General features: G+C 59.0%; 27 protein-coding genes, 4 tRNA genes and 1 pseudogene. 24 read left to right on the forward strand and 8 right to left on the reverse strand.

The window, feature by feature from the left end; all coding sequences use genetic code 11:
* Positions 1-166 precede the first annotated feature (166 nt).
* Positions 167-1,222 (reverse strand): histidinol-phosphate transaminase, encoded by a 1,056-nt coding sequence (gene hisC, locus ACPF7Z_RS18580; RefSeq protein ID WP_425194734.1) that lies wholly within the window; start codon positions 1,220-1,222, stop codon positions 167-169.
* A gap of 108 nt (positions 1,223-1,330) precedes the next feature.
* Between hisC and ACPF7Z_RS18585 the strand changes: the two genes are divergently transcribed.
* From ACPF7Z_RS18585 to mnmH, 8 genes are all read left to right on the forward strand, one after another.
* Positions 1,331-2,227: an AEC family transporter gene (locus tag ACPF7Z_RS18585; RefSeq protein ID WP_425194735.1), complete on the forward strand. Its 897-nt coding sequence runs from the start codon at positions 1,331-1,333 to the stop codon at positions 2,225-2,227.
* A 104-nt stretch (positions 2,228-2,331) separates the two neighbouring features.
* A complete protein-coding gene (gene hmgA, locus ACPF7Z_RS18590; RefSeq protein WP_425194759.1) occupies positions 2,332-3,639 on the forward strand; it encodes a homogentisate 1,2-dioxygenase in 1,308 nt (435 codons plus the stop codon).
* 43 nt (positions 3,640-3,682) lie between these two features.
* Positions 3,683-4,714 carry a fumarylacetoacetate hydrolase family protein gene (locus tag ACPF7Z_RS18595; protein ID WP_425194736.1) on the forward strand — a complete coding sequence of 344 codons (1,032 nt, stop codon included), beginning with the start codon at positions 3,683-3,685 and terminating at the stop codon, positions 4,712-4,714.
* A complete protein-coding gene (locus ACPF7Z_RS18600) occupies positions 4,711-4,845 on the forward strand; it encodes a hypothetical protein (RefSeq protein ID WP_425194737.1) in 135 nt (44 codons plus the stop codon). Before ACPF7Z_RS18595 ends, ACPF7Z_RS18600 begins: the two co-directional genes overlap by 4 nt.
* Before the next feature lie 103 nt (positions 4,846-4,948).
* Positions 4,949-5,404 carry a copper resistance protein NlpE N-terminal domain-containing protein gene (locus ACPF7Z_RS18605; protein ID WP_425194738.1) on the forward strand — a complete coding sequence of 152 codons (456 nt, stop codon included), beginning with the start codon at positions 4,949-4,951 and terminating at the stop codon, positions 5,402-5,404.
* A gap of 118 nt (positions 5,405-5,522) precedes the next feature.
* Positions 5,523-6,896, forward strand: a complete 1,374-nt coding sequence (gene radA / locus ACPF7Z_RS18610) for a DNA repair protein RadA (RefSeq protein WP_425194739.1) — start codon at positions 5,523-5,525, stop codon at positions 6,894-6,896.
* Between the two features lie 54 nt (positions 6,897-6,950).
* The gene (selD, locus tag ACPF7Z_RS18615) at positions 6,951-7,988 is read left to right on the forward strand and encodes a selenide, water dikinase SelD (protein ID WP_425194740.1); all 1,038 of its coding nucleotides are present in this window, start codon (positions 6,951-6,953) and stop codon (positions 7,986-7,988) included.
* A complete protein-coding gene (mnmH, locus tag ACPF7Z_RS18620; protein ID WP_425194741.1) occupies positions 7,985-9,091 on the forward strand; it encodes a tRNA 2-selenouridine(34) synthase MnmH in 1,107 nt (368 codons plus the stop codon). Before selD ends, mnmH begins: the two co-directional genes overlap by 4 nt.
* On the opposite strand, the gene ACPF7Z_RS18625 is transcribed toward mnmH, so the two are convergent.
* A complete protein-coding gene (locus ACPF7Z_RS18625; RefSeq protein WP_425194742.1) occupies positions 9,088-9,777 on the reverse strand; it encodes a type 1 glutamine amidotransferase in 690 nt (229 codons plus the stop codon). The two genes, mnmH and ACPF7Z_RS18625, sit on opposite strands and share 4 nt — an antisense overlap.
* 76 nt (positions 9,778-9,853) lie before the next feature.
* Here ACPF7Z_RS18625 and ACPF7Z_RS18630 point away from each other — a divergent pair, with 76 nt between their 5' ends.
* Together ACPF7Z_RS18630 and ACPF7Z_RS18635 are read left to right on the forward strand one after the other, a co-directional pair.
* On the forward strand, positions 9,854-10,150 hold the full coding sequence (locus ACPF7Z_RS18630) for an MGMT family protein (protein ID WP_425194743.1): 297 nt from the start codon (positions 9,854-9,856) through the stop codon (positions 10,148-10,150).
* 37 nt (positions 10,151-10,187) lie between these two features.
* Entirely contained in the window at positions 10,188-10,787 is a 600-nt protein-coding gene (locus ACPF7Z_RS18635) for a YjaG family protein (protein ID WP_425194744.1), read from the forward strand.
* 16 nt (positions 10,788-10,803) lie between these two features.
* Here the strand turns inward: ACPF7Z_RS18635 and ACPF7Z_RS18640 are convergent, their stop codons facing one another.
* From ACPF7Z_RS18640 to hisB, 5 genes are all read right to left on the reverse strand, one after another.
* Positions 10,804-11,196 carry a hypothetical protein gene (locus ACPF7Z_RS18640; RefSeq protein ID WP_425194745.1) on the reverse strand — a complete coding sequence of 131 codons (393 nt, stop codon included), beginning with the start codon at positions 11,194-11,196 and terminating at the stop codon, positions 10,804-10,806.
* Between the two features lie 98 nt (positions 11,197-11,294).
* Positions 11,295-12,068 (reverse strand): imidazole glycerol phosphate synthase subunit HisF, encoded by a 774-nt coding sequence (gene hisF, locus ACPF7Z_RS18645; RefSeq protein ID WP_425194746.1) that lies wholly within the window; start codon positions 12,066-12,068, stop codon positions 11,295-11,297.
* Between the two features lie 2 nt (positions 12,069-12,070).
* Positions 12,071-12,826 (reverse strand): 1-(5-phosphoribosyl)-5-[(5-phosphoribosylamino)methylideneamino]imidazole-4-carboxamide isomerase, encoded by a 756-nt coding sequence (gene hisA / locus ACPF7Z_RS18650; RefSeq protein WP_425194747.1) that lies wholly within the window; start codon positions 12,824-12,826, stop codon positions 12,071-12,073.
* Positions 12,827-12,910: 84 nt separating this feature from the next.
* The gene (gene hisH, locus ACPF7Z_RS18655) at positions 12,911-13,552 is read right to left on the reverse strand and encodes an imidazole glycerol phosphate synthase subunit HisH (RefSeq protein WP_425194748.1); all 642 of its coding nucleotides are present in this window, start codon (positions 13,550-13,552) and stop codon (positions 12,911-12,913) included.
* A gap of 22 nt (positions 13,553-13,574) precedes the next feature.
* The gene (gene hisB, locus ACPF7Z_RS18660; RefSeq protein WP_425194760.1) at positions 13,575-14,168 is read right to left on the reverse strand and encodes an imidazoleglycerol-phosphate dehydratase HisB; all 594 of its coding nucleotides are present in this window, start codon (positions 14,166-14,168) and stop codon (positions 13,575-13,577) included.
* 197 nt (positions 14,169-14,365) lie between these two features.
* Between hisB and ACPF7Z_RS18665 the strand changes: the two genes are divergently transcribed.
* The 13 genes from ACPF7Z_RS18665 (at position 14,366) to ACPF7Z_RS18725 (ending at position 23,467) form a co-directional block, all read left to right on the forward strand.
* The gene (locus ACPF7Z_RS18665; RefSeq protein ID WP_425194749.1) at positions 14,366-14,815 is read left to right on the forward strand and encodes an acetyl-CoA sensor PanZ family protein; all 450 of its coding nucleotides are present in this window, start codon (positions 14,366-14,368) and stop codon (positions 14,813-14,815) included.
* On the forward strand, positions 14,815-17,127 hold the full coding sequence (locus ACPF7Z_RS18670; protein WP_425194750.1) for an AsmA family protein: 2,313 nt from the start codon (positions 14,815-14,817) through the stop codon (positions 17,125-17,127). The genes ACPF7Z_RS18665 and ACPF7Z_RS18670 overlap by 1 nt, the downstream gene beginning before the upstream one ends.
* A gap of 75 nt (positions 17,128-17,202) precedes the next feature.
* On the forward strand, positions 17,203-18,303 hold the full coding sequence (gene mutY, locus ACPF7Z_RS18675) for an A/G-specific adenine glycosylase (RefSeq protein ID WP_425194751.1): 1,101 nt from the start codon (positions 17,203-17,205) through the stop codon (positions 18,301-18,303).
* Positions 18,300-18,572 carry an oxidative damage protection protein gene (locus ACPF7Z_RS18680; RefSeq protein ID WP_425194752.1) on the forward strand — a complete coding sequence of 91 codons (273 nt, stop codon included), beginning with the start codon at positions 18,300-18,302 and terminating at the stop codon, positions 18,570-18,572. Before mutY ends, ACPF7Z_RS18680 begins: the two co-directional genes overlap by 4 nt.
* 90 nt (positions 18,573-18,662) lie before the next feature.
* Positions 18,663-18,738 (forward strand) — tRNA-Phe (locus ACPF7Z_RS18685).
* Between the two features lie 6 nt (positions 18,739-18,744).
* A tRNA-Gln gene (locus tag ACPF7Z_RS18690) sits at positions 18,745-18,819 on the forward strand.
* Positions 18,820-18,838: 19 nt separating this feature from the next.
* A tRNA-Thr gene (locus tag ACPF7Z_RS18695) sits at positions 18,839-18,914 on the forward strand.
* A gap of 291 nt (positions 18,915-19,205) precedes the next feature.
* The gene (locus ACPF7Z_RS18700; RefSeq protein WP_425194753.1) at positions 19,206-19,640 is read left to right on the forward strand and encodes a universal stress protein; all 435 of its coding nucleotides are present in this window, start codon (positions 19,206-19,208) and stop codon (positions 19,638-19,640) included.
* 248 nt (positions 19,641-19,888) lie between these two features.
* Positions 19,889-21,256, forward strand: coding sequence for a hypothetical protein (locus ACPF7Z_RS18705; RefSeq protein WP_425194754.1), 1,368 nt, complete (start codon positions 19,889-19,891; stop codon positions 21,254-21,256).
* Positions 21,257-21,287: 31 nt separating this feature from the next.
* On the forward strand, positions 21,288-22,415 hold the full coding sequence (locus ACPF7Z_RS18710; RefSeq protein WP_425194755.1) for a zinc-dependent alcohol dehydrogenase family protein: 1,128 nt from the start codon (positions 21,288-21,290) through the stop codon (positions 22,413-22,415).
* A 21-nt stretch (positions 22,416-22,436) separates the two neighbouring features.
* Entirely contained in the window at positions 22,437-22,991 is a 555-nt protein-coding gene (locus tag ACPF7Z_RS18715; RefSeq protein WP_425194756.1) for a sugar O-acetyltransferase, read from the forward strand.
* Between the two features lie 149 nt (positions 22,992-23,140).
* A complete protein-coding gene (locus tag ACPF7Z_RS18720) occupies positions 23,141-23,308 on the forward strand; it encodes a hypothetical protein (protein ID WP_425194757.1) in 168 nt (55 codons plus the stop codon).
* An 85-nt stretch (positions 23,309-23,393) separates the two neighbouring features.
* A tRNA-Thr gene (locus ACPF7Z_RS18725) sits at positions 23,394-23,467 on the forward strand.
* Positions 23,468-23,850: 383 nt separating this feature from the next.
* Here ACPF7Z_RS18725 and ACPF7Z_RS18730 read toward each other — a convergent pair.
* Positions 23,851-23,958, reverse strand: a pseudogene (locus ACPF7Z_RS18730) (IS30 family transposase); the annotation flags it as partial.
* A 133-nt stretch (positions 23,959-24,091) separates the two neighbouring features.
* Here ACPF7Z_RS18730 and ACPF7Z_RS18735 point away from each other — a divergent pair.
* Positions 24,092-24,376: a hypothetical protein gene (locus tag ACPF7Z_RS18735; protein WP_425194758.1), complete on the forward strand. Its 285-nt coding sequence runs from the start codon at positions 24,092-24,094 to the stop codon at positions 24,374-24,376.
* The last annotated feature ends 113 nt before the right edge of the window (positions 24,377-24,489 follow it).

Genomic DNA, 24,489 nt, shown 5'->3' on the forward strand with positions numbered 1-24,489 from the left:
CGACGGGAACCGCTTTAGCGGGCCCGAAGGGCGAGTCTCGGGAAGAGACGAGTAGAGTCCCGGAGTGCCGGCCAGCGGACGGCCGCCCCGCTCCTCGTCAGGCCTTTATCCGACCCCCCCAGCCTCGCCGAGGCTGGGGGGTTGTGTGTGGTAGACCTTCGAAAACTCAATGACAAATGGCTTCCAGTGCTTCTATTAGGGTGTCCATCTCGTTATCGGTGCCGATAGTGATGCGCAGGAAATCGCGTAGCGCTTCGGTATTGAAGTGACGTACCAAGATGCCTCGCTCGCGTAACCCGGTGTAAATCTGCCCAGCGTCCTGCTCGTGATGACGTACGAGCAGGAAGTTGGCCTGTGAAGGCAGCACCTCGAAGCCAAGTGTCTCCAGCCGTTGCCGTGTCTGCTCCCGGGTGCTGATGACCCTTTCTCGGCAGGCATCGAAATGCTCGCGATCCTTGAGTGCGGCCACACCGGCAACGATAGCCAAACTGTCGATGGGATAGGAATTGAATGAGTTCTTGACCCGCTCCAGCCCTTCGATCAGCTCCCGCGAGCCAACTGCATACCCAAGACGCAGGCCCGCCAGGCTGCGTGACTTGGAAAAGGTGCCGGTAACCAGCAGATTGGGATGCTGTTGGATGAGTGGCATTGTGGTCTCGCCACCGAAGTCGACATAGGCTTCATCGATCAGTGCCACGCGCTCGGTAACGCGGTCGAGCAGTTCTGCAATCGCTTGTCGATCATGGCCGTGCCCGGTCGGCGCATTGGGGTTAGCGAAGACGACTCCGCCGCTGTCACCGGCTAGCATCTGCAATGGGATTTGCCACTTGTCGTTCAGCGCTACGGTGCGGTAGTCGATGTCGTAAAGGCGACAATAGACCGGATAGAAGCTGTAAGTGATCGCTGGCATGACCAGTGGCTTGTCTTGCCGAAAGAAGGTCTGAAATGCCAGTGCTAGTACCTCGTCGGAGCCGTTTCCGATGAACACCTGATCCGGCTCGACACCGAACTCCTCGGCCAGTGCCTTTCGCAGCGCGGCGGCCTCGGGATCGGGGTAGAGACGCAGATGATCCGATGGGTAGTCGCGCAGTGCCTGTTCCACCCCCGGCGCTGGCGGGTAGGGGTTTTCGTTGGTGTTCAGCTTGATCAAACGCTCGCGGGGTTGTTCACCGGGTACGTAGGGCGTCAGCTCACGCACCTTGGGACTCCAGAACTTGCTCATGGGCTCTCGCATCGGCAGGTAGACTTTCGATCATGGTGACGTGGCGAGACGGACTGCGCAAGCGCCGTCATGGTAGGCTGTCAGGCTTTGTTTGGTCGGAATCCCGCCATGCTTGCAAAGATCATCTCGACCCTGCTCCCCGTCTTCTTGATTACCGGTTGTGGGACGCTCTATGGGCGTTTTCGCACGCCGGACATTCGCGGGCTGAACACTCTCAACATGGAGCTTTTCGTGCCCATGCTGGTGTTCGCCGTACTCGCCGATCGAGAGGCGCCGCTTCGGGAATATGCAACACTGGCGCTGGCGGCGGCTGTCATCGTGTTGGGATCGGGGGTACTGCTGTGGCCATTGACCAAGCTGCTTCGATTGAATCTGCGAACCTTCCTGCCTCCCATGATGTTCAACAATACAGGCAACATGGGTATTCCACTCATGGTGCTGGCATTCGGTGAGGCGGCATTACCGGCGGCCGTGGTGTTGTTCGTCATCGAAATGCTGCTGCATTTCTCGGTAGGCCTTTACATGCTCGATCCTCGCACGCCGCTGTGGCGGGTGCTGCGCATGCCGATAGTGCTCGCCAGCCTGACGGGCCTCGGGGTGAATCTGCTCGGTATATCGCTACCGGGATGGCTGTTGGAGGCGCTGAACATGCTCGGAGGTGTCGCCATCCCGCTGATGCTGTTTGCCTTGGGCGTGCGTATGCTCGACATCGATTTTGGTGACTGGCGAACGGGGTTACTGGGCGCCGTGGTTTGTCCCGCCAGCGGCTTGATCCTGGCCTGGCCCTTGGTCCTCCTGCTCGAGCTGCAAGGACTACAGGCCGCGTCATTGTGGGTGTTTGCGGCGCTACCGCCAGCGGTACTCAATTATCTGTTGGCCGAGCAATATCAGCAGGAACCGCACAAGGTTGCCTCATTGGTATTGATTGGCAATCTAGGCAGTCTGGTCGTCATGCCGATGGTGCTGGCCTTGGTTTTTACCCACACGGCCGGGATCACTCCATGATGCTTGGTCGATGCGCTACATTGTGGCCCAATTGATGGTTTTCCATAATGAGCGTCAATCGATACACATATCATCAGAAACAAGAGGTTCGGGCCATGTCAGCCATGCAAGGTGACCTCCATTATCAAAGCGGCTTTCGCAACCACTTCGCCAGTGAAGCCTTACTAGGTGCCTTACCGGTCGGGCAGAATTCACCACAACGCTGTCACTATGGTCTCTACGCGGAGCAGTTGAGTGGTTCGGCCTTCACTGCACCGCGCAACCATAACCTGCGCAGTTGGCTGTATCGCATTCGCCCTTCCGTGGCGCAATCCGAGTATCGCGCACTGGCAAACTCTTGGGTGGAAACCTCGCCACTGACCCATGTGGCGGCGGACCCCAATCAGATGCGCTGGGACCCGCTTCCTTTGCCCGACGAACCGATGGATTTCATCGACAGCTTGCTGACCATGGCCGTCAATGGAGATGCCTCTGCTCAGTTCGGCTGTGCTGTACATCTCTACGCTTGCAACCGGGACATGTCCGAGCGTTTCTTCTACGATGCGGATGGCGAGCTGCTTATCGTGCCTCAGCAGGGCGCATTGCTATTGCGCACCGAGTTCGGCCTATTGCATATCACTCCGGGCGAGATCGCTGTGATCCCTCGGGGCATCAAATTTCAGGTGCGCCTAGGAGATGATACGGGTGCCGCCCGTGGCTATATTTGCGAAAACTACGCAAGTCCTTTGGAGTTGCCCGGCTTAGGGCCGATCGGTGCCAACGGCCTGGCCAATCCGCGGGACTTCCTATCGCCGGTGGCGTGGTACGAGGACAAGCAGGACGCCGTCGAACTGGTGGCCAAGTTCTCCGGAAGGTTCTGGACGGCGCGCCTGGACCATTCACCGCTGGACGTAGTAGCCTGGCACGGCAACTACGCTCCTTACAAATACGACCTGGCCAATTTCAACACCGTCAATACGGTCAGTTTTGATCACCCCGATCCTTCGATCTTTACCGTGCTGACTTCGACGTCCAATACGCCAGGGATGGCCAATATCGACTTCGTGGTCTTTCCGCCGCGCTGGATGGTGGCCGAGCATACCTTTCGCCCGCCCTATTTTCATCGCAACCTGATGAGCGAGTTTATGGGGCTCATCCAAGGCGAGTACGATGCCAAGGCGGAGGGCTTTCTGCCCGGCGGAGCCAGTCTGCACAATTGCATGTCACCGCACGGGCCAGATGCCCAGACCTTCGAGAAGGCCACCCAGGCCAAGCTCGAGCCGCACTACCAGGCGGAGACCCTGGCGTTCATGTTCGAAAGCCGCTATGTCTTCCACCCAACTCCAGCGGCCCTCGACGCTGAATTTCGTCAGCGAGACTACGTCGATGTCTGGCAGGGCCTAGGATCGCATTTCGATCCGAATACCACTTAATCCAAGCATGGTTTACACCCTTCATATGCCAAAGGAATGAGACATGAAGCTAGCGAGCTTGAACCAGAGCCGTGACGGTGAGCTGATCGTGGCATCTCGCGATCTGAGCCGAGGTGCGCGTGTTTCGGACATCGCTCCTACCTTGCAGCGTGCACTAGAAGACTGGGACCGCCTGGCACCGCGTCTCGAGCGGGTCTACGCCGAGCTAAACGCAGACCGCTGCCAGGAGGCTTTCGATCTCGAGCTGGATCGACTGCATTCCCCCCTGCCACGCACCTACCATTGGGCGGATGGTTCTGCTTATCTCAACCATGTACAGCTGGTACGTCAGGCTCGCGGTGCCGAGATGCCCAAGAGCTTCTGGGCTGATCCATTGATGTACCAGGGCGGCGGCGACCATTTCCTGGCGCCGCAGGGCGATATCGAAGCGATCAGCGAAGATCACGGTATCGACTTTGAGGGCGAGATCGCCGTGGTGACCGACGACGTACCGATGGCGATCAGCGAAGAGCAGGCAATGAGCCATATCAAGCTGATCATGCTGGTCAACGACGTCAGTCTGAGAGGGCTGATCCCCGGCGAGCTGGCCAAGGGCTTCGGTTTCTTCCAGGCCAAGCCGGCCTCAAGTTTTTCGCCGATCGCCGTGACCCCAGACGAACTGGGCGATGCCTGGCAGGATGGCCGGGTGTATCTGCCGTTGACGGTGCATCTTAACGGCGAGAAATTCGGCGAGCCCCAGGCCGGCCCGGACATGATCTTCAACTTTCCTCGGCTCGTCGCGCATGCGGCACGCACCCGCTATCTGGGGGCCGGTGCCATCATCGGGTCTGGCACCGTGTCGAACCCCGGGCCCGAAGGCGGGCCAGGCAAGCCTGTACAGAGTGGTGGTGTCGGTTACAGCTGTCTGGCGGAGGTGCGCATGGTGGAGAAGATTCTGCATGGTGACAGCCATACACCCTTCCTGCGTTTCGGTGACCGGGTGCGCATCGAGATGTTCGATCGCAGTGGTAGCAGCATCTTCGGCGCCATCGATCAGCAGGTGGTACGTTATCATCGAGCAAGGAGCACGGCATGAAGCTGTACAATTATTTTCGCTCATCCACCTCATATCGGGCGCGTATCGCACTGAAGCTCAACGAGCTTGATCCCGAGCCATTTTACGGCGGTGACACCGAAGGATACACTGACCGTCCGACTTTAGACTGAGACGAGTTATTGCAAGGCTGTCATCGAGCGTAGCTTGCCGTTATCCTGTTAGACCAGAACGCCATGGTGGATGGCGCTAGACCCAACCGTTAGGAGGATTCATATGCAGATCAGGACATTGCTGGCGGGTTCCGCAATGCTCGCCTTGCTGGCGGGTTGCGCCACCGGCACTCAGCAGGGCGGATCGCCCGGCATGACCACCGCTCAAGAGCAAGGCACAACGTATCAAGGTACATTGCCGTGCCGTAACTGTGCGGGAATCGATATTGACGTCACGCTGGAAGGCGATGAGCAGGCAAGCGCTGCTGAACGTACCTTCGATCTCGAAGCCAGCTATCGCGAGCATCCCCAGAATCCTCCTGCCGAGACCTATCAAGGGCAGTGGGATGTCATCAGCGGCACGGCCAATGATCCGGAAGCAACGGTTTATGAGCTGACGCCTCAAGGAGAAGGGCAGATCTACTATTTCCTCAAGCTCGATCCCAACACTCTCGAGCTGATCGATCCCCAACTGCGTCGTTTCGAGAACGGTGAGATGCTGCGCCTACAGCGCCAGTAGTACTCTTTCGTTATGCGCTGATGTACCGAGGGCGGCCAATGAGCCGCCCTCGATGTTTGTATAGAATGTAACAACAGCCGGTAAACGTCGCCAAGAGCAGGAGCAAAGAGAAGCCAGCATGGCAAAAGCGAAGAGTGCCTTCGTATGTACCGAGTGCGGTGCCGAATACAGCAAGTGGCAAGGGCAGTGCTCGAGCTGTCGTGAATGGAACACCCTGACCGAGATACGCTTGTCGTCCCCACGAGCTGTCGCTGGCCCGGCGGCGAGCGGGCGCAGTGGTTACGCCGGTGCGGTCTCGCGGGAAGTGGTCGATCTGGCGGCGGTAGATCTGTCCGAGGTGCCGCGCTTCTCATCGACCTTCGGCGAGTTCGATCGAGTGCTGGGCGGCGGTCTGGTGCCGGGGTCGGCGGTGCTGCTGGGCGGCAATCCTGGAGCCGGCAAGTCGACATTGTTGTTGCAGGTGGCCTGCAAACTAGCTCAGCAGCGCAGCGCACTCTACGTCACGGGCGAGGAATCGCTCTCCCAGGTAGCGATGCGTGCCCATCGTCTGCAGCTGCCCACCCAAGGGCTGAAGATGCTTGCCGAGACCAGCGTCGAAATGATCCTCGGGGTTGCCGAACGTGAACGACCTCAGGTGCTGATCATCGATTCCATTCAGACCATGCACCTCGAAGACATCAGTTCGGCGCCAGGTGGCGTAGCCCAAGTGCGGGAATCCGCCAGTGCCCTGACTCGTTTCGCCAAACAGACCAACACCGTGCTGTTGCTGGTCGGGCATGTGACCAAGGATGGCACCCTGGCCGGACCCAAGGTGCTCGAGCACATGATTGATGCTTCCTTGCTGCTCGAGGGCGGGGCCGATTCGCGCTTTCGTACCCTGCGTGGGCAGAAGAATCGTTTCGGGGCGGTCAACGAGCTGGGTGTATTCGCCATGCTCGAGCATGGCATGAAGGAGGTGAAGAACCCCAGCGCCATCTTCCTGTCGCGAAACGAGGAGCAGGCACCGGGCAGTCTGGTGATGGTGGTCTGGGAAGGCACTCGGCCGATCCTCGTCGAGGTACAGGCGTTGGTCGACGATTCGGCGCTGGGTAATCCTCGCCGCGTCGCGGTGGGGCTCGACCCCAACCGGCTGGCCATGCTGTTGGCGGTGTTGAACCGTCATGGCGGCTTGTTTACCGGGGATCAGGATGTTTTTCTCAACGTAGTGGGCGGGGTCAAGGTGCTTGAGACCAGTGCCGACCTGGCGGTATTGCTGGCGGTCGTCTCGAGTCTGCAGAATCGCTCGCTGCCTCGGGAGTTGGTGGTGTTTGGCGAGGTGGGGCTGTCCGGTGAGATCCGTCCGGTACCCAGCGGCCAAGAGCGCATCGTCGAGGCCGCCAAGCATGGCTTCACCCGGGCCATCGTGCCCCGGGCCAATGCGCCCAAGTCCTCGCCTGCTGGCATGCAGGTAATCGCCGTGGATAAGCTCGCCGAGGCCCTAGAAGCACTGTGAACCTCTGCCCATCGCTGAGTTAGAATACAAGAATTATTGGCAAGGAGATGCTCGATGAGTGCTATTCGACTGACCCAGTACAGCCATGGCGCTGGCTGTGGCTGTAAGATCGCCCCGGACGTGCTCGATGAGATTCTGTCCAAGGCTGGGCCCGGTGCCGGCAGTTCAAAGCTGATTGTCGGCAATCAGGGCCGCGAAGATGCCGCCGTCTACGATCTGGGCGATGGTCGCGGCATGATCGCCACCACCGATTTCTTCATGCCCATTGTCGACGACCCCTTCGATTTTGGCCGGATCGCGGCGACCAACGCCATCAGCGATGTGTTTGCCATGGGCGGCTCCCCTGTTTTGGCGTTGGGCATTCTTGGTTGGCCGTTAGAAAAGCTAAGCGCGAATGTTGCCGGTGACGTAATAGCCGGTGCCCAGGCCGTATGTCGTGAATTGGGCCTGGCGCTGGCGGGCGGACACTCTATCGATTCGCCGGAGCCGATCTTCGGCCTGGCGGTCAATGGCCTGATAGAGCTTGAGCATTTGAAGCTTAACAAGAATGCCCAGCCTGGCGATCTTCTCTATCTCACCAAACCTCTGGGGGTAGGACTTCTGACGACCGCCGAGAAGCAGGGGTTGCTTCAGCCTGGTCACCATGGTCTGGCCCGGGAGACGATGCTCAAGTCCAATGTCATCGGCACCGAATTGGCCCGGGTGTCCGGTGTGCATGCGATGACCGACGTGACCGGCTTCGGTTTGGCCGGGCATCTCGCCGAGATATGCGCTGCCAGTGGCGTCAAGGCGCGCATCGATTATAAGCGATTGCCGCGTCTGGCCGAAGCCGAGGCCTACCGGCGCCAGGGTGCGGTGCCCGGGGGCAGTGCTCGCAATCGTCAGGCGTTGGGGGCCAAGTTGCCGGCCATGGACGAGGCGCATTGGCAGTGGTTGTGCGATCCTCAGACCTCCGGTGGACTGCTGCTAACGGTTCATCCCTCCTGGGCCGATGATGTCGAGCGCATCGGTCGGGCTTATGATCTGCAGCTCGAGTCCTTTGGCGAATGCCTCAAGGCCCAAGGTGAGGCACTGATCGAGGTGCGGGGGTGAGTTTGTCCCTGGTCGAGCCGGATCTCGAACTGCTACGCCAGAATCGTCTGCTGATCGATGTGCGGGCACCGGTGGAGTTTGCCGAGGGTAGCCTGCCTGGTGCCATTAATCTGCCGCTGATGGATGACGAGGAGCGTCACAAGGTCGGTATCGCGTACAAGAAGCACGGCCAGCAGGCGGCGATCGAGCTTGGCAATCGTCTTGTGACTGGCAGCATCAAAACGTCCCGGATAGCTGCCTGGCAGCGTGCGATCAATGCGGATCCACAGGCGGTGATCTACTGTTTTCGAGGCGGGTTGCGCTCAGAGACCGCCCAGCAATGGCTGCTGGAGGCCGGCATCGAGCGTCCACGCATCCGTGGTGGCTGGAAGGCCATGCGCAGTGCGCTGTGTGAGCGCATCGACACCGCCGCCGGTCGTCCCATGCTCATCGTCGGCGGCCTGACCGGTTGCGCCAAGACCGAACTGGTACAGCGCCTGGAGAATAGTGTCGATCTGGAAGGCTGTGCTCGGCACAAGGGATCGGCCTTCGGCCGCCATCCGCTACCGGCGCCCTCGCAGATCGACTTCGAACACGCGCTGGCTCGACGTCTCATGGGGGTTGCGGGTGGCTGTGTGCTGGAGGATGAGTCACGGCATATCGGTGTCGCCAATATTCCGCTGACATTCTGGCAGGCGATGGAGCGCTCGCCTCGAATACGGGTGGAGATGTCATTGGACTGGCGCCTGGCACGTATCCACAAGGACTATATCGAGGATCTATGGACGATCTATCGCCGCCAGTACGGTGAATGGCTGGGTTGGGCACTGATGCGCAAGCAGCTTGGCAATGCCCTGGGCCGGCTAAAAAAACGTCTAGGCAGTGCTCGACTCGCGCGCTTGTCACGGCTACAACAATTGGCCTTTCGCGAGCACGAGCGGGGTAATACCCAGGCGCATGAGGCCTGGCTTGCGCCGCTACTGACCGAATACTACGATCCGTTATATCGACACCAGCTTGAAAAGCACGCCCACACCTACTTGCATGTCGGTGATTGGGAAAGCTGCCTGGCCTTTGTCAGCGACTGGCAATATCACCAAACGTTGTTAACAGAGCTTTCCTAAGCGGTACTCGTTACCCAGCGCAGCAGCACCCGATCCAGCAGCGCGGCGAGGCGATCGAAGCGTCGAGCATCGGCGAATATCTCCTCGCGACTCTGCACGAAGGGGCCGGGAGTCCCCAAGGTTTCAGGCATGTGCGCCAATAGTGCTTCGGTGCTGGCATGCGTGACCTCCAGGCGGCACTGTAACCCAACGACTCTGCCCCGGTCCCAGGTGAAGCCCTGCACCGGACTGGCCGAACTGGCGCCCAAAGGCAGGGCATCTTCAGGAAGACCGAAGATATCGCGGTGCCAATGGAAGGCCTCGAACTGCTCGGGCAGATCGAAGGGGCTCTCCGGCGCTAGAGTGATCGAGTGCCAGCCCACTTCGGCATAGGTGCCTCGGGAGACGATGGCACCTAGCCCCGCGGCGATCAGCTGCGCACCCAAGCCGATGCCTAGCACCGGCTTGCCGCTCTTGAGCGCACGGGTGACTAGCTTCTTTTCGCGTTTGAGCCAAGGGTGGTGCTCCTCGTTATTGAAATCCTGAGGACCGTCGAGCAGGATCAATCCATCGCAATCCTCGAGGCGTGGTGGGACTTCGCCAGCGTAGAGATGGCTAACATTGTGGCTGTGGCCCATGCCGACAAGCCAGTCGGCCAAGCGAGCTGGGCCATCGTAGGCAGCGTGCTGAAGAAAATAGATATGCATGATGCAATCATGATGAATAAGCGAAGAGGCAGCGTCTAGTGCCGATATTAACCGATTCCGCTTACGAGACGTTCCCATGGCAAGAAGTGAGCTACTCGAGCAGATCTACACCATTGTCGCCCAGATTCCCGAAGGGCGTGTGACTACCTACGGACGTATCGCCAAGATGACTGATGGAGCCACAGCCCGGGCGGTGGGCAGTGCCATGGGCCACTTGCCCAGCGGTCACGATCTGCCCTGGCACCGGGTGATCAATGCCGGCCTCAAGGTCACCGAACACGGTAGCGCCGTGCGCCAACGCGAAAAACTGCGAGCCGAAGGCGTGGCCTTCGATGCCAAAGGACGCGTTAATCCCGATCTTTTATGGCCATGATGATCGCAAGCCAGAGGTCTTTCCAACGAGGAGTTCTATGAAACAAGCACCCCAGCAAGGCTTTCGGGCACGGCTACGCCAATTAAGCCGACGCCAGCAACTGGCCTTCATGGCCGTCTTGTGCGAACGGTTGGTACCCAATTACGCCCTCTATGTTCAGATGACGGGGCAGGGTGATATTCGAGGGGTGCTGGTCATCCTAGACTTGGTATGGGAAGCGCTACAGGTGCGTGAGGCGCGTATCGATTTCGCTCGCCAGGCAGAGAAACTATCCGAATTCGAACCGCCGGGCGACGATGATAGTTTTGGTGCTCGCCGCGCCACGGAAACCGTCATGGCACTGGCGGCGGTACTCGATGCCTTGCAGGGCGACGCTCCGGAGGCACCGCTAGAAGTCAGCCGGGTATCGCGCAACGGCGTACAAGCCTTCGTGGAAATGACCGAAGGCCGTGACGACGACAATGAAGAGCGTAACGCCGCCCGGCTGCGAGCTCATCCCTTGATGGATGAAGAGCATGACTTTCAGGCGATGGTGCTGGAGAGCGTGGAGACAACGCTGGATCGTGAGGCACTCAAGTCACTACGCCGCCTGGGACGTAACGAAGGCGTCAGCAATCTGGGTTTGAGCCTGGAGTAATTACTCGAATGATGCGTTAGAAGCGCAGGCCGCCGGTAAACATCATCCCGGCGGTACCGAAGACGATCAGGTCCGCCTCCAGGCGCTTCCAGTGCACGCCAATAGTGGGCAATATCGCTGGCGCTATACCGAAATGGTTGAGCGGAATATTGTCGCGCTTGTCACCTTTGTAGCCGCGCAGTAAGCCGGCCGAGAGTTTGGCCCGGACCTCGATACCATGGCTAAGTTGCCACAATGAAATTTCACGCCCGCCATAGAAATACCAGGTAGGCTGGTCGAAGGAATTCTTGAACCAGGCTATTCCGGCGAACCAGCGCCCCGGGTTGTGTAGCTCGAAGCCAATCAGGTTTTGGTGCTCGTTATGCTCGGAATCCGATCTAAAATGTTGAGTGAAGAGACTGGTTTGCACCAGTCCATGATCATGACTCCAAAAGGACGGTGCCGTTTCGGCGTGAGCAGGGCTGGCGGCCGTCAATAGCAGAGCTAGAACGAGTGTGCTGAATAACCTCATAAACGCATTTCGATACCGTGCTCGGCCAGATGACGTTTAGCGTGAGGAATGCTGTATTCTCCGAAGTGGAAGATACTCGCGGCCAGTACTGCATCGGCACCACCCTTGGTGATGCCTTCTACCAGATGGTCGAGATTGCCCACGCCGCCGGAGGCGATCACCGGTACGGGCACCGCATCGGCGATCGCCCGGGTCAGTTCCAGATCGAAACCGGCACGGGTGCCGTCGCGGTCCATGCTGGTCAACAGCAATTCGCCGGCACCGTAGTCGACCATCTTGCGCGCCCATTCCACGGCGTCCAGGCCGGTGGGTTTGCGGCCGCCATGAGTGAAGATTTCCCAGCGCGGCGATTCGCCTTCGACCGAAACGCGCTTGGCATCGATGGCCACCACGATGCACTGGTTGCCGAAGCGTTCGGCCGCCTCGCGCACGAAGTCAGGGTTGATCACGGCGGCGGTGTTGATCGAGACCTTGTCAGCGCCGGCGTTGAGCATGGTTCGGATATCGTCGCAGGTGCGGATGCCGCCGCCCACGGTCAGCGGAATGAAGACTTCACCGGCGATATGACTGACCATCTCCACCGTGGTCCCGCGATCCTCATGACTGGCGGTGATGTCGAGAAAAGTGATCTCATCGGCACCCTGCTGGTTGTAGCGTTTGGCGACCTCGACCGGATCACCGGCATCGCGGATGCCGACGAAATTGACGCCCTTGACCACCCGACCGGCGTCGACATCCAGACAGGGTATGATGCGTTTGGCAAGCCCCATGATCAGTCCTCTCTCGCAGTAGTGGCGTCGAATTCGTCGCACAGGCGCTGTGCCTCGGCGACATCGAGGCTGCCCTCGTAGATAGCGCGTCCGGTGATGGCGCCGAGGATGCCCTGGTCGGCGACTCGGGCGAGCTGGCGGATATCGTCGAGATCGGTCACGCCGCCGGAGGCGATCACCGGCAATCCGCCTCCCCGGGCCATTTCCACGGTGGCGCCGATATTGACGCCCTGCATCATGCCGTCCCGAGCGATATCGGTGTAGACGATCGAGGACACGCCGGCGTCGGCGAAACGCTTGGCAAGCTCGGTGGCCTTGAGAGTCGAGACCTCCGCCCAGCCATCGGTGGCGACGAAGCCGTCCCGGGCGTCGAGGCCGACGATCACGTGGCCTTCGAACAGGCGACACATCTCGTTGACGAAGGCCGGCTCCTTGACCGCCTGGGTGCCGATGATCACATAAGAAACCCCGGCTGCCAGATAGTGCTCGATGGTAGCCGCCGAGCGGATGCCGCCACCGATCTGGATCGGCAGATCCGGATAGGCGCGGGCAATGGCGGTGACCGCCTCGCCATTAACCGGCTTGCCTTCGAAGGCGCCATTGAGATCCACCAGATGCAGACGTCGAGCGCCGGTTTCGACCCAGCGCGCTGCCATGGCCACCGGGTCGTCACCGTAGCGGGTGACGTCGTCCATGCGTCCTTGCTTGAGGCGGACGCATTGACCGTCCTTGAGATCAATGGCGGGGATAACCAGCATGTCGTGTCCTCGTCAACGCGGCGAATCATCGGTCGCCGCAGAGATAATCCAACGTTGGCGGTGGTGTGATACTGGCGGCGCGGCTCAGGGCGCCCAGTTCACGAAATTCTCGAGTAGCCTCAGGCCATTGCTGGCGCTTTTTTCGGGGTGGAACTGCACCGCGAATACCGCATCGCGACTCGTCGCGACGTGGGCGTCGACGCCTGCGTAGCGCGTCGTGCCGAAGACGTCGCCATCCCGCTCGGCTTCTACGTAGTAGCTATGCACGAAATAGAATCGCGTGCCATCCTCGATGCCTTCCCAGAGCGGGTGGTCATGGTGCTGACGTACCTGGTTCCAACCCATGTGCGGCACCTTGAGGCGTTCGCCATGATCATCGTACAGGTTCTGACCGAAATAGCGGACCTTCCCCGGTAGAAAGCCCAGGCAGCCGGTGCCGCCATTCTCTTCGCTGGCGTCCATCAGCATCTGCTGGCCAACACAGATGCCCAGCAGCGGTTTGGATTGGGCGGCGAGTAGCTCCAGCACCAGGCCTTTCAGTTCGGCACGTTCCAGTTCGCCCATGCAGTCGCGAATGGCGCCCTGGCCAGGCAGTACCAGCCGGGTGGCGCCGGCGATGACGCGGGTGTCCCGGGTGATCACCACATGTTCGTGGGTCACGTGCTCCAGCGCCTTGGCGACGGAGTGCAGGTTACCCATGCCATAGTCGATGACGGCAATCGTCATGCTCGCTCCTTGGGGTTGGGTGTCAAAGGCTGCCCTTGGTGGAAGGCATCTGTCCGGCCATGCGGGAATCGCGTTCCACCGCCATGCGTAGCGCCCGGCCGAACGCCTTGAAAATGGTCTCAATCTGGTGATGGGCGTTGAATCCCTTCAGGTTGTCGATGTGCAGCGTCACCTGGGCGTGATTGACGAAACCCTGGAAGAACTCCCAGAACAGCTGGGTATCCAGGCGGCCGATGGCGGCACGAGTGAACTCGACGTCCATGAAAAGACCAGGGCGACCGGAAAAATCGATCACCACTCGGGACAGGGCCTCATCCAGCGGGACATAGGCATGGCCATAGCGGCGAATGCCGCGCTTGTCATCGAGCGCCTTGGCGAAGGCTTGGCCGAGGGTGATGCCGAGATCCTCGACGGTATGGTGCTCGTCGATATGCAGGTCACCCTTGGCGTGGATGTCCAGGTCGATAAGGCCATGACGGGCGATCTGCTCGAGCATGTGATCGAGAAACGGCACACCGGTCTCGGCGACGAAATGACCTTGGCCGTCCAGATTCACACTGACCTTGATCTGGGTTTCAAGGGTATCGCGGGACACCGTGGCGATACGCTCCGCCATGTCCGGGCTATCCAGCCGGGCTGTCTCCATCTGGGAGCTCCATTCAAGTAGCTGATGCAAGGGTAAAGGATCAATGGCCTTGAATTAGAAGGAACACTTCTTCGACCTGACCTGTCATTATAGAGAATCGTTATCGCCATCCGCTACAATGCGAAGTAAGGAACCTCGGGGCGATATTGGCATCAAGGAGATAGAGCATGGCGGTAACGCTCACGGAAGTCGACCATGCGTGCTGGTTAAAGCATAGCCAAGTGGAAGCCGATCTTGCACGCATCTATCATGATGCCCCAAGTGAGCGTCTGCCGCAGGTCGCCGATGCATTCGTTGAGTCGCATTTAAAAAGCGGTGGCGTGTTTTGCTGTGCCTTGTTCGATGATCGACTGTTGGCGGCGGTCAGCGTGCAAAAGAAGACAGAAGCCTGGTGGCTGGCTCATTTCTGCGTGCGCAAGAGCATGCGGCGGCGGGGAATTGGCTCGCGTCTACTAGCGCTCATTGCCGAAGCAGCCCATGAGCAGGGCAAGGCGCTACGTGTCGAAGCCAATCAGTTGCAGTTGGAAGATCAGCTGTTGTTAACCCGTCTGGGCTATCGCCCCAAGGCCAGCGGCTTCTATTTCGAGCTCAATCCGTTGGCAGCAGGAGGTTATTGATGAAAAGGTTGGTACGGGCACTATTGGCCGTCGTTGGGGTGTTGGGGCTGATAGTGGTGGCCGCCGTGGTCTATGTAACCACCTTCTTCGATCCCAATGACCTCAAACCACGGCTAATCGAAGCAGTGCGTGAACAAAGCGGTCTGGAACTGGCTCTGGAAGGGCCCTTGAGCTGGTCGTTCTATCCGCGCCTGGGTGTCAGCGTGGAGGACGCGCGTGCCTGGCTGCCCAGGCAGCGTCAAGAGAACGCCCCCTTTGCCGCTATCGATAGCGCCGGGGTCAGTCTGGCCTTTGCGCCTCTGCTATCGGGTGAGATCGCCATCGATGGCGTGGCCATGGATGGCATGCGTCTCGAACTCGTGCGCGACGAGCAAGGACGTGGCAACTGGGAGACGCTTCTCGAGCGGCTGCAGGGCGAGGAGTCCGAGAAGGCCCTGGCCCCGGCGTCGGCGGGACCCGCCATGAAACAGGGTGGTCCTGATGTGGCGCTCGATATCGCCAGTATCGAGGTGAGCAACAGCCAGATCAGCTACGCCGATCGACGCGGCGACCTGGACGTCACGGTGCGCGACCTGGTTATCAGCAGTAGCAATGTCAATCCGGCGAACGCCTTTCCCGTCGAGAGTCATTTCGTGGTCGACAGCGTCGCACCGGGACTTTCCAGCAAGGTCGATCTCAAGAGCAAGGTGCGTCTTGGTTTGGACGACGGTCGCTACGTGCTCGAGGGGTTGAATCTCGAGACACAAACTGAAATGGCGGAACTGCCGGATCGTCGCCAGACGTTCTCCCTCAAGGCCAAGAAGGTGCTTGGCGAACTGAATAGCGGCGACTATCGACTCGAGGGCGCTGAACTCAAGGCCAACCTCGAGCATCCCGCGCTGGGTGAGAAACCGCTGCCATTGACTCTGAACTTCGAGGGCGAAGCGAATACCGAGCAACAAACCGCTCAAGTACACGATCTGCTGTTGACCAGCGAAAAAGGACTCAAGCTGACCGGCACGCTGTCCTTCACCGAGCTTTTGACGTCACCGAACTATACCGGGCAAGTCAAGCTGGCTCCGCTCTCGCTGCGATCCTGGATAGAGCGTTTCGGCAGCGAGCTGAACACCGCCGATGACGAAGCGCTGACCCAGGTAGCACTTACCAGTCCACTAAAAGGTGATATGCAGCAGGCCAACTTGACCAACCTCACCTTGGTCGTCGATGACAACACCTTTGGCGGACAACTGGGAGTCGGGCTGGACGGTCGCTCTTATACATTCAATCTCGAGGGCGAGCGCCTGAACCTCGATGACTACTTACCGCCGGTGGAGGACGACGGCGCGGGTGATGAAAATACGGCCCTGCTCGCGCCACTGGGAGTTGACTCTGCCTATGCCCAGGAGGAGGCAGGTGAGCTGGTGCCGGTCGAGGCCCTACGCGATCTGTCCCTGGATGGTCAGCTTTCGCTAACGGAGCTCAAGGTCAAGAATCTGACCCTGATGCGGCCCTCCCTAGTGCTCCAGGGCAGTGACGGCCGTCTGGCGCTGGAGCGTTTCGATGCCCGGCTCTATGACGGTACACTCAACGTCGGTGCCAAATTGAATGTACGAGAAACACCCATTCGCTGGGCATTCACTCCGCGGCTAAAAGGTGTGCAGATTGTACCTCTGGTCGAGGATTTCAGTGGCGAGCCATCGCCGCTGCGCGGCCATCTGAATCTCGAGGGAGATTTCACCTCGAAGACCAATGCGCTGGATACTCTGGTCAGTAATCTCAATGGCACCGCCAATTTTCAGGTGGCAGATGGCGCCGTGTTCGATGTCAATGTCTCTCAGGAACTATGCACGGCAGTGGCAATGCTAGAGGGCGAAAAAACTACTCGCGACTGGAGCAAGGATACCCGTTTCGAACGCTTGTCGGGCAGCGTTCGAGTGATCGACGGTGTCGCTAGTAACGAGGATCTCAAGATCGTCATTCCCGGTATCGAACTCACCGGAGACGGCCAGCTGAACCTGCCGACTCAGCGCTTCGATTATGACGCTCGCGCACGTTTTGTCGATACGGCGGATGCCGCCTGCAATGTCAATCCACGTCTAGAGCGCGTGCCACTTCCTTTGCATTGCGAAGGCACGCTTGAGAGTGAGCCCAAGCAATGGTGCGGCTTCGACCGCCAGGCCTTTCAGCAGTCCTTGACCGAGCTTGCCCGAGACGAGGTCAAGCGCAAGGCCAGCGAGAAGATTGACGAGAAGATCGGCAAGGAGCTTGAAAAGCGCCTAGGAAAAGATGCCAGCGAGGAACTCGGTGACGCTCTACGCGGTCTATTCAAGTGAGCATCACTAGCAAGCCAGTTGTTGCGCCGACTTCTCAGTCGGCGCTTTTTTGTGCCGTTTTCATGTCGTGGACCTATGAGTCAATTACATCCCATTGATCTGACGTCGGGTGCCTTTCAGGCGCGCTTATTCGAGTGGTTCGATCGTCATGGTCGCAAGGCGTTGCCTTGGCAGCAGAACAAGACACCTTATCGGGTCTGGATCTCCGAGATCATGCTGCAGCAGACCCAGGTTGCGACGGTCATTTCTTATTATGACCGTTTCATGGCGCGCTTCCCTCGCGTCGAGGACTTGGCCGAGGCCGCTCAGGACGAGGTGCTGCATTTATGGACCGGGCTTGGCTATTACGCCCGAGCGCGCAATCTGCATCGTACGGCACAGATCGTAGTGGCCGAGCACGGGGGCGAATTCCCGGTGCACAGTCTCGAGGCAATGACCGCGCTTCCTGGTATCGGGCGTTCGACCGCCGGGGCTATCATCAGTATTAGTACCGGGGAGCGGGCGGTCATTCTCGATGGCAACGTCAAGCGCGTACTGAGTCGCCTGCATGGCGTCGAAGGCTGGCCGGGTCGACCGGCCGTGGAGCGGACGTTGTGGCAGCTTGCCGAGCACTACACTCCCGAGACGCGTCTGTCCGACTACACCCAGGCCATGATGGATCTTGGGGCGACGCTGTGTACGCGCAGTAAGCCCAGTTGCCTGCTTTGCCCCTTTGCCGATGTCTGCTGGGCCCATGCTCATGGTGAAGAACGTCGCTTCCCCGAAAGCAAGCCACGCAAGACGCAGCCCGAGCGTAGTACGCAAATGTTATTGTTGCGCGATCACGAGGGCCGGATACTTCTGGAGCAGCGACCTCCCAGTGGCATATGGGGCGGTCTGTGGTGTTTTCCGCAGTTCGATGATGAGCGGGCCATGCAGGAATGGCTTGCTGAGCATGTGCCCAAGGCCCGGCTTGAACCCTCCTGGGACGAGTTCGTGCATACGTTTAGTCACTTTCGCTTGAGGATCCAGCCGCGACCGGCAATGCTCGATACTGAACTGAACGTTGTCGGTGAGTCGGGTCGACACTGGTATAACCCGCGTACACCTGCCAGCATTGGGCTTGCTGCACCGGTCAAGTCGCTACTCGATCGCCTATCGCAATTGACCACTCACGCCGAGGAGAACGACCATTGAGTCAGACCGTATTCTGTCGTAAGTATCAGCAGGAACTAGAAGCCCTGCCGTTTCCTCCATTACCTGGTGAAAAGGGGCTGGAGATTCAACGCACCGTGTCGAAGCAGGCCTGGGACGAATGGCAGGCTCAGCAGACCCGTCTGATCAACGAGAAGCATCTCAATCTACTCGAGCCCCAGACGCGGGAGTATCTGATGGAACAGATGGAGCGCTTTCTTGACAATCGTGACACCGATCAGGCGGAAGGCTATGTACCACCCTCGTCATGAACGTATTGCCATGCGAGGCTTGGCATCTTTCTGAATTGGAAGGCTTGACCGGCCTGGGCCTTTACGTTTAAATACGTCCCCGTTGGCAGCGGCCAGATAGCTCAGTCGGTAGAGCAGTGGATTGAAAATCCTCGTGTCGGCGGTTCGATTCCGTCTCTGGCCACCATATTGCTGGGGTATAGCCAAGTGGTAAGGCACCGGTTTTTGGTATCGGCATTCGCAGGTTCGAGTCCTGCTACCCCAGCCACGCCAACGCTTCGTTAGGCGCTGGCATAGCTCAGTTGGTAGAGCAACTGACTTGTAATCAGTAGGTCCCGGGTTCGACTCCTGGTGCCAGCACCACAAAAAAAAGCAGTGAAATTAACTGCTTGCATATTTTAGAAGCCGCCCCTCAAGGCGGCTTTTGCTGATGGTATTTCCTCCATTTCTATCGTCATACAACCCCCTGTATGCGAGCCCCCTGCGGCACAAGTGCTTGGTGGCACTTTACTACCTACAGAATTATCTACAGAGCTGACAGCATACTGGCGACCATCACTCCATTGACCTAGATCAAGGAGTCTCCCTCGAATTACGCTAGATTGAATGGTGAAGGGCTCATGATTGCTCACTACAGATAATTCGGAGGCCACCATGTATCAGTCGATCCTTGTACCCGTCGATGGCTCGGCGCAGTCGCAGAAGGCGCTAAAGTTGGCTACCAACCTACTCAATGATGGGCAGGGCCAGCTCTACGTACTCAATATTCAGGAAATTCCCCTGGCCGAGGATGCGCTGGGACGCTCCGCCGGCGTTCCGGCAACCAATGCTGAAGAACTCGTGCAATCTGCGGGTCATGGGCTCATCGAGCAGGCCTGCCAAGCAGCGCAGATTGAATATGAGCGAGTGACCCCCATTGTTCGCGCAGGGCATCCTGCCAAGGAAATTGTATCCGAGGCCCAGCAACTCGGCGTCGATGCCATCGTCATGGGTAGTCGCGGTAATAGCGATATAAAAAGCCTGGTGATTGGAAGTGTTTCCCACCGGGTACTGCATGTTGCGGCCTGTGCTGTGATCATCGTGCGCTAAATGATATCCCTGGCTTTTGTATGAGGAGCACTTGATTCAGGTGCTCTTTCAATGGCTTCTTTCCCAGTTTTACTTCGGACGAATGCACCGCCTCGATATTTGACGCCCTATCGGTTCCGACCCATAGTTTGGAACGGCGGGTGAACAGGCTCGTGCATAGTCTCCTTGTCATCACGACACGCATCTTCGGTGTCAATCTCTTCACACGCTGATGGGGATCATTCTTCCTGACCTGAGATAACAACATCATGCGTGATTACCGACGTTCGGACGGCGAGACGCTCTACTGGCCCCTCGGACCCTTCAAGTTCCGGCTGCCATTTCTTCACTATCGCTTCGAATGGCCCGACTATTTTCAGGGCCTACTCATGTGCGCGGTGGACCTGGCCGCCATCCCGCTGATGACCGAGCTGCTGGGTATGCCCTTCGAGGCAGCGCTTGCGGTGGTGTTGCTCAATGGCTTTTTGTACCTTGCGCATCACTTGCTGGGCGATCCGGTAGTGCCGGGCTGGATCACGCCGGCCATTCCGCTGCTGATCGCTTATTGCGAGACCTTCCCGGAGGGGCCCGATCGTGTCCATGCGCTGATCGCCTTTCAGTTACTGTTGGGGGTGTTCTGTATCGGACTGGGTCTGTCGGGGCTGTCCAGACGGGTGGTCAGCCTCGTGCCGCCGGCCATCAAGGCAGGCATCATCATCGGTGCCGGCATCGCCGCGGTGATCTCGGTGTTCGAGGTGGGCGGGCGCTTCGAGAGTTTTCCCTGGACCATTTCGATCACCATCGGCATCGCCTTCTATCTGATTTTCTCCCAGCATTTCAATAAGCTGAAGACCCGAAACGCTTTCTGGGCCACCCTGGGCAAGCTCGGCATCTTTCCCATCATCGCCATCGCCATCGTGCTGGCGCCGCTGTTCGGCGAGGCGCCCTGGCCGAGCATCGAATGGGGCATCACCTCCCCGGACTTCATGACTCTGTGGACCGAGTACACCGTGTTCGGCCTGGGCCTGCCGTCACCCGGGATGTTCCTGCAGGCCATTCCCACCATGCTGGCAGCCTATATCGTGCTGTTCGGCGATGTGCTGCAGGGCAAGGCGCTACTGCGAGAAGCGGACGAGAGCCGCCCAGATGAGGAGGTGGACTATGATCCGGATCGTGCCCACATGATCTTCGGTGGACGCAACGCCACCATGAGCATCATCGGGCCAGACGTGGCGATGTGCGGCCCGCTGTGGGCCGCCATGCACGTGGTGATCGTCGAGCGCTTCAAGGAAGGGCGCAAGGCCATGGATTCCATCTTCGGCGGCGCCGGATCCTTTCGCTGGGGCACGAACACCGGCCTGCTCCTGATGCCCATCGTCAGCATGGTGGAGCCGATCCTGGGGGTCGCGCTGGCCTTGACCCTGCTGATCCAGGGCTATGTGAGCGTGCGCATCGGCATCATGCAGGCGCGTAGCCAGCGTGATCTCGGCATCGCCGGCGTCACCGCGGCGGTGCTCGCCGCCCAGGGTGCTTCCTGGGCGTTCGCGGTCGGGGTGGGGCTGTGCCTGCTGATCTACGGTCGCCACTTCTTCACCGGAGAGAACGACGAGACCTTTACCAAGGACACCGATCATTGAATGCGATCGAAAAGCGACAGGAGGCGTTGTCATGAAAACCCGCGCGGCGGTACTCAGAGAAATGGGGGCGCAAACGCCCTATAAGGACTCCCAGCCCTTGAGGATCGAGGAAGTGGAGCTCGATGCCCCGGGCAATGGCGAGATTCTGGTGCGTGTGCATGCCGCGGGCCTATGCCATTCGGACCTATCGGTGATCGATGGCAACCGACCACGGCCATTACCCATGGCGCTTGGTCACGAGGCCGCCGGCGAGGTCGTGGAGGTGGGCTACGGGGTCGACGATCTGTCGGTGGGCGATCATGTGGTGTTCTCCTTCGTGCCCAGTTGCGGCACCTGTGATTACTGCCTTGCCGGTCGTGCAGCCCTCTGTGCGCCTGGCGCCAAGGCCAACAACGAAGGCGTGCTGCTGAGTGGCGATCATCGGCTGCATCAAGGCAGTGACGCGATCAATCATCATCTTGGCGTGTCCGGTTTTGCCGAGCACGCGGTGACCTCGCGTCGTTCGGCGGTCAAGATCGACAAGAACCTGCCTTTCGAGATTGCCGCCCTGTTCGGTTGCGCGGTGCTCACCGGCGTGGGTGCCGTCGTACACTCCGCCGGGCTGCGCGCCGGTCAGTCGGTGCTGGTGGTCGGGCTCGGTGGTGTGGGGCTATCCGCGGTGCTCGGTGCCATCGCTGGCGGTGCCAGCCAGGTGATCGCGGCGGACATCGCCCAGGATAAGCTGGACATGGCGAAGCAGTTCGGCGCGACGCATGTCGTCAATTCCGCGAATGATGATGCCGTGGAGCAGGTGCAGGCGCTTAGCAATGGTGGCGTGGATATCGCCGCGGAGTTCGCGGGGGTGGGGCCGGCGCTGGAGTTCGCCTTGGCCGCCACGGGCAAGGGCGGCACCACCGTCACCGCCGGGTTGCCCCATCCCGACACGCGAGTCGAGCTGAGTCCGACCAAGATGGTGGCCGAAGAGCGCCGCTTCCTGGGTTCCTACCTGGGCGGCCATGTGCCTGCGCTGGATATTCCCGAGTATATCGCGCTCTACATGGCAGGCCGCCTGCCGGTGGACAAGCTGCTGACCCATCGCATCAAGCTGGAAGACATCAACGAAGGTTTCGATCGTCTTGCCAGGGGAGAGGCGATCCGTCAGGTGATCCTGTTCGATTGAAACCATCGGAGCTGATGCGGCATGACCGAAAAGGGGAAGATGATCGCGGGAGCGCTCTACCATCCCGGCGATGATGAGTTGTTCCAGGATCGTGAAAAGGCGCAAGCGTTCATGCATGCCTACAACCAGACGACGCTTAAGGATCGCGGTTTTCGCCGTGAGCTTCTCGCGAGCTGCCTTGGCGCCCTGGGCGAGCGTGGCGCGATCAGGACGCCGTTCTCGATCGACTATGGCTACAACATCTTTCTGGGAGACGATGTCTTCATGAATTACGGCTGCGTGCTTCTCGATGTCTGTCCCATCCGTATCGGCGATATGGCGCAGATCGGGCCAGGGGTGCAGATCTACGCCGCCGATCATCCCCGCGACCCGGCCGATCGGGACCAAGGGCTGGAGCTTGGCCACCCTGTCACCATCGGCCGAAACGTTTGGATCGGAGGGCTTGCGATCATCCTGCCCGGTGTCACCATCGGCGAAGACGCCATCGTAGGCGCGGGCAGCGTGGTCACTCGGGATGTACCAGACGGCGCGACGGTGGCAGGGAATCCGGCCAGGCAGCTACCAGAGAGAGGCTAGGGCAGCTCTACAATCTGTTGCATTGTTTTACAGATCGGGTGCAAATTCCTGAGGCGACGCAAGGTCCTGGCATGGCATGGTTTGCTAAACTACGATGCCCGCCATGACAGATGGCGATGGCCAATGGACAGCAAGGAGATCGGGTAGGAATGACGGAGCTTGAGCAGGAAGAGGCACGACTCGCCGATTGCGATGCCGAGGCGTATCTACGACTGGCGAATGCCATGAAGGAAGCGGGTATCGCATCCGTGACACCCAGCTATCTGCGCAAGCTCGCCGAGAAGATACGCAACGAAAATGCCAAAGAGAGCGGTTGAATCCGGTCCCGATGCCACTAAGTCGCTGCTTGATTCCAATTGACGGGAATAGGCTCCTGAGCCTTCATGGTTATTTTCTCGTCGTGCCGGCGTAGCTCAGTCTGGTAGAGCAACGCACTCGTAATGCGTAGGTCGGTGGTTCGAGTCCACTCGCCGGCATCATATGATCCATTGAAAATAATTACTTACGGATAGTGTTTGAAAGCGATCTCAGGTCATGGAAAGGCTGGGTAGTAAATAGGCAGCGTGTGGTGAATTTATTTTTTGCTGTTGGAGAGCCGTTGCTAAACCGGTTTTGACAAGGCATTTGCCATCGCTGAACAGAACCACCCTAGGCCTGCGTTTTTTAAATTCGCCCAAAATCCCTACCTCTGGCGTGAGTGAGCGTCGGCTCAGAAACGTCAAATTCAGCTTTCTGGTCGTTAGAGTCAACAGGGCCCATGCCTGGAGGCATCCCCAACTCAATCCCTGCTGCATCTGCGATCGCGCCGGCCCACTTGGCCGCGGCGTGGCTTATGAGTTGACTTGCCTTGTCGCAGTCAATGAATCAGCTCTTTTCTCAGCTCACCGACGGGCAGTGCACAGATGGCGTCATAGATCATTTCGCGACGAACGTGTCTTTGTCGGCAGCCAGGACGGTTTCGTCTACGCGGCGCTGGTGGCGGAATTTGAATGTCGATAGTTCAATTGTCGGTAGATTCTTGGACTATGCTGTACAGATAACTGTAGTCCGGTTATCCAAAAAGCCAATAATATAAAGTGTAGGGCATGGAGTTAAATGTCATGAAAACCGACGATGCTCGAGATGCACTAAAACAGCTAGCCGAGTTATTGAGCGAGGATCAAGCGCAAACTCCGTCGCAGCGCCGTTATCCTGATCAGGCATTACCCTTGCTGCACGATGAAAGCGTGCAAAAAGCGCTAGTCAAGTATCTGAACGACGGCAAGCAAGTTCATGCCATCTTGCCGTTTGGCTATAACCCGTACACACAAATCAATCATACGTTATTCATTTTTGGCGAAAATCAAACGACTCACTGGGAGCAAGGAGTGCTGGCCATCACCTGAATCCGTGAGACCGGCCCCCAGGAATGCTTCTAACCTACTGAACTGCATGGCAATATAGCGAATATCGCCATTCACCCAGACAGTGCCATGCCCAACGTCAAGTTCCGCGCCAG

Origin of the sequence: Halomonas sp. GXIMD04776 (assembly GCF_049808615.1) — a bacterium.
Taxonomy (GTDB): Bacteria; Pseudomonadota; Gammaproteobacteria; order Pseudomonadales; family Halomonadaceae; genus Modicisalibacter.